This is a genomic window from Ramlibacter sp. (assembly GCF_028292805.1).
In the GTDB taxonomy this organism is placed as follows: domain Bacteria; phylum Pseudomonadota; class Gammaproteobacteria; order Burkholderiales; family Burkholderiaceae_C; genus Ramlibacter.
On the sequence record NZ_JAQGLS010000313.1, the window covers coordinates 1 to 4,863 of the forward strand.

The 4,863-nt window shown below is 72.1% G+C and carries 1 protein-coding gene; it reads right to left on the reverse strand.

Annotated elements, in window-relative coordinates:
- Nucleotides 1-4,819 (reverse strand): DUF6603 domain-containing protein (locus JWP65_RS19105; RefSeq protein ID WP_367280534.1); only part of this gene is annotated, 4,819 nt, incomplete at its 3' end.
- Nucleotides 4,820-4,863 lie beyond the last annotated feature (44 nt).

Sequence of the window (4,863 nt, forward strand, 5' to 3'; positions counted from 1 at the left end):
CGGCGCTGTTCGCCGGCCGCAGGCTGGTGCCCACGGCAAGGGCGGCGTTGAAGTCGGCCAGCGGCGTGGCCAGCGGCGTGCCGCGGCGCGCCACCAGCGCGGTGGCGCCATGCGCCATCGCGGTGGGTGGCACGGTCCGCGCCGCGATCAGCGTTTCGCTGCCACGGCCGCCTTGGCGGGTGCTCATCGCCGGCGTGTCGGTCACCACCAGCCGGGCGGCCACGGAGCGGCTGCGCTGGGCCTCCACCGCGGCCAGCGTCGGCGGCGCGATGCGCCAGGCGCGTTCGGAGCCTTCGACGGTGGTGCGCACCTTGGGCGCGACCGCCAGGCCGATCGTCGCGCCGGCCATCAGTCCGACGACCACCGGCGCGTCGATGAAATGGTCGTAGACCTTGGGCGCGGGGCGATCGGCCACCTCGGGCACCGTGGTCGCCGTCGGCGCCTCCAGGCCTTCGGTCAGCGTGCCCAGCCGCGGCGGCGCCTGGCGTTCGCCGCGCAGGGCGGCCATCGCCGTGGGCGACGCGCGGCCGGCCAGGAAGCCCGCTGCGGCCGAGAAGGCCGAATCGACCGTGACCGGCGCCGCCGTGAGCAACTCGCTCACCGACTTCGCGGTGTTGCGCTGGCTGTTGATCTCGACGGTGCGGCGGGTGAAGGGCAGCGGCTTGCGCTTGCCGATTTCCACCTGGTGGTACGGGATCTCCGGGCCGCCGGGAGAAGGGTTGGCGCCGCAGACGAGATCGAGTTCGGACAGTGCCTCGATCATCTCGGCCTTGGGCACCTTGCGCGCGTTCGGATCCTGGGGCAGGCCCCACACGCCGACCGGAAAGCGGGCAAACGCCCGCGCCGCGTCGACGAAGGGATAGGGCTGGTCGACACCGCCGCGCCGCCAGCTGATGACGATGGTCGGCGTCACGTCGGCCACATCCATCGGCGCCACGCCCAGCGCGCGGCTCGGCGCATGCGAGCTGGCGGCCCGCGCCGCAGCGGCGAGCGTGCGCGTCACCTGCGTGGCCGGCACGGTGCTGGTGAAGGTCATCGAGAATTCGGCCACCACCACGAACGGCCGGGCCGCGGAACCGTCGGGCGTGGCCTGCTCGCCCTTGGCCGGCAGCGTGCCGGCGTTTGTCATCAGCGCGTGCGGCCGCGCCTTGCCGCTGTCGGCCGCCTCCAGGTACTTGACGATGAAGGCATCCGCGGCGATCGGCTGCTTCTGCTCCTGACCCGAGCCGCCGAACTCGAAGGTCAGCTCGATCGGGCCGATCTCGAAGGTCACGCTGCCGCGGAAGTCGGGGCCCAGCACGTGGATGCGCGCGCCCAGGTGGATCGAGATGGTGATCTCGCCGAACAGCCAGGTGTCGATGGTCACGCCGGCGGCAATGCGGGCGTAGGCCATCACGTCGTAGTGGAACGGGTCGAAGTAGACGATGCCGTGGGCGCCGAACTTCACCTCGGCCCAGGCCGGGCCGAAGTGGGCCGAGGCCTCGAAGTCGCCGCCTGTCATCAGTGCCTCGGAGGTCAGCGCGAAGTAGCTGCCGGCCTTGATGACGATGCTGTCGCCGATGCTCCAGCGCAGCCCCAGGCGCGGCACCACCGGGTAGCCGTCGCGGTGGAAGTCCGGGTGGTAGCCGCCCAGCGTGAGCACGAACTCGCCGGACTTCTCGCCCTTGAACCAGATCACGTAGGCGAAGCCGCCGGTGAGCTTGATGTCGGGGTACAGCAGCCAGGAGTTGTCGGTCAGCTGGCCCTGGACCCACAGCACGCCCTCGCTGCTGGAAAAGCGCACCAGCAGGGCGAGCTCGATCGAGACCAGCGCCACCTGCGGCCGCGGCAGCGCCATGCGCGCCAGGCCCAGCAGGTTGATGTCCAGCCCGTCACCGACCTGCACGCCCACCACCGCGATGCCGTCGACCAGCGCGAAGCTGTTGAACGACAGGCCTGCCGCGAACCAGAAGCTGCCCTTGTGCATCGGGAAATAGGCACCCAATGCGCGCAGCTGCGCCATCGGGTCGCTGGGCGTGGCGGCGATGTCCAGGGCCTGGATCAGCGGGTAGTCGCCGAAGTTGGACAGTTCCGTCGGCACCACCAGCTTGCGGTTGATGCCAAAGCCCCCGCCGATGCCGGTCAGGAAGAAGGCCGGCGGCCCGCCGATCGGTCCGTTCACCGCGCCGATCGCGAAGAAGGCGGTGAACTTCTGGCCGTTGACCTCGCCCTCGCCGTAGCCGCCGTACACCGTGAGGCCGTACACGGCGAAGCGGCCGAGCAGCATGCCAAGGTACTCGGTGCCCTGCGGCGTGGCCTGCTTGAGCAGGCCGCCGGCAATGGAAACGCCGGCCATGTCGGCCGAGACGGCAAGGCCCGCGAGGTCGATCGCCCAGCTGGCCGGGTTGAAGAAGTCGTTGTTGCCGACGACGTAGGTGATCTGCAGGTCGTCGACCGCGCAGGTCAGCCCGAACATCGAAACCGAGCCGTCCAGCAGCAGCGAGATGCGCTCCAGCCGGCCTTGCGGCATGGTGGTGCCGAAGCCGATCTGCTCCAGGTACAACGGCCCGAAGCCTTTCTGGATGGCGATCCACCACGGCCCCGTGCCCTCCCCGGCCGTGAGCGAAACCTGCACCGCGCCGCCGTCGTGGGCCTGGATCGCCAGCGCCGGCGAGAACGCCGGCTTGGGCGGCGTGGGCCCGGTGTCGCGCATGACGCCTTGCGCGATGCCGTTGTCGCCCTGCGCGCCGGAGGCGGAGACGGCGAGCTTGGAAAACTGCAGTTGCACGCCGCCGCCGACGACGCCAGCCCCGGTGATCGCGGCGAACACGTGCAGCGCCACCGACTCCAGCGTGATGCCCGCGTCCAGCAGCGGCCCCGAGCTCTTGCCGACGCGCAATCCCAGGCCGTTGACCACCAGGCTGGGCGCGAACCGCAATGGCAGCGCGCGCGGCAGGAAGCCCACGAACAGGCCGCCTTCACCGGGCGGGTTGGGATTGATCCAGCGATCGTCGTTCTCCAGCCAGAGCGAGACGTCGCCTTCGACCAGCGCGAAGCGATCGACCACGCCGACCTGCAGCCCGATGGTGTTGGTGGCCGGATGGGTCAGGAAGGCCAGCTCGAAGCCTTCGATCGTGATCGAGATGCCGGCCGCTGCGATGTTGGTGAACAGCCGGTGGATCCGCGCAAGCAGCGTGGCAGGATCGAACAGCCCGTCGATCAGCTGCGTCGTGTCCGCCGCCTCGAGCACCACGCCCTGCAGCAGGAAACGCAGGTCTTGCGCGCCCACTTCGGTGTCGAGCAGGTCCTGCACCGGCTGCTGCGCCATCGCCACCGCGGCCACCAGGTCGGCCACCACGTCGACGATGCGCAGTGCCACCTGGGCCGGGTCGGCGGTGGCGATGGCGCTGGCCAGCGCGCCGTCGCTGGCGACGATGTCGAAGGTGGAGGTGTCCAGCGTCCAGCGCGCGGCGAAGTGGTGCGTGTCGTCGGCGGACAGCCCGACCATCACCCGCCGCCCGCCCGCCGGCGCGAGGCCGGCGCTGACGCTGGCGAAGGGCCGCAGCAACACGCCCCCGGCATCGATGCGGGCCGGGCCAAGGGCCAGGCCCAGTTCATCGAGCCCGGCAGCGCTGATCGCAAGCGTCAAACCCAGGGTTTGGATCCCCGGCACGGCGATGTTGGGCGCGGCGATGGCCACCCGTCCGGCAGCCGGTTGCCACGACACGGTGACGCCGGCGGCCGTCACGCTCAGTTCGTTGATCGTGCCGCTGGCGATGATGCCGGCAGGCAGGAAATCGTCCAGCAGCGGGGCGATCAGGTTCAGCCCGGTGGCGGTGATCGACGGCACGGCCGCCGTCAGCGCGCCCACCGGGTTGGCCGCCCAGGCGTGCAGCGCGTCGGCACTGAATGATTTGGGGGCGCCGCTGCGCAGCGCCAGCGCGTCGCCCACAGTGCGCACCAGCTCGCCCGGTGTGCCCGGCAGCTCGGCCAGCTTGTCGAGCAGGAACGGCAGGGCGGCTTCGGCCGCGGCCGAGAGCGCGCCCAGGCCCGCGAACGGCACCAGCGGAATGTCGGCGCCGCTGGCCGGGCGCAGGAACAGCGCGATGCCTGTGCTGCCGATGCGCGTGTGCACCGCCTGCCGGCCGGGCGCCGCACCTGCCAGGCCCAGGTGGGCCTGGAGCGCGACCCGTGGCGCGCCGACGGTGCCGACCGTGAGGCTCGCCTCGATGCCGCCCGCCATGCGCGCACCGCCGCTGCCCGGTGCAGTCCACACGCTCGGGTCCACCGTCAACGCCAGTCGGGCACCGCTGCCGTCGCCGCTCACTGCGAGGCTCACGCCGCTGGCGATCGGCAAGGGCGAACCGGGGGCGCCCGTCAGGCCCATCAGTGGCCGCAGGGCGTCGAACAGCGCCTGGATCCGGACCGGGTTGCCGCCCACCGAGCCGGCGCCGCCCAGCCAGGCGACAGGGTCGGCGAGCAGCCCGGCCAGCGGACGCAAGCCGCGCTCGGTGTCACCCGCCGCGCCGGACAGCATGCCCAGCGCGTCGAGCAGGGCGTCGACCAGCGGGCGCGCCTCCTCGTCGGCGCGGCGCATCAGCTCGAGTGAGACGTGGGCGGCCAGGCTGGGCGCAGCCTGCGCGAGCATGCGCGCGAGCGCCTGGCCGTCCGGCGCGGGCCAGAGCGGCGCGATCACCGTGCGCGTGCTGCTCTGGTGCCAGTGCAGCGACACCGCGAAGGGAGCGAGGGCCAGCTGCAGCTGCAGGCCGCCGACCGAGGGCAGCGCGCCGTCGGGGCCGAAGCGCAACTGTCCGGCCAGGCCGGCAGGCGAGGCGTTCATGTCGGCGCTCCAGCCGAAGCGGCCGCCGCCGCCGCCTTGCACAC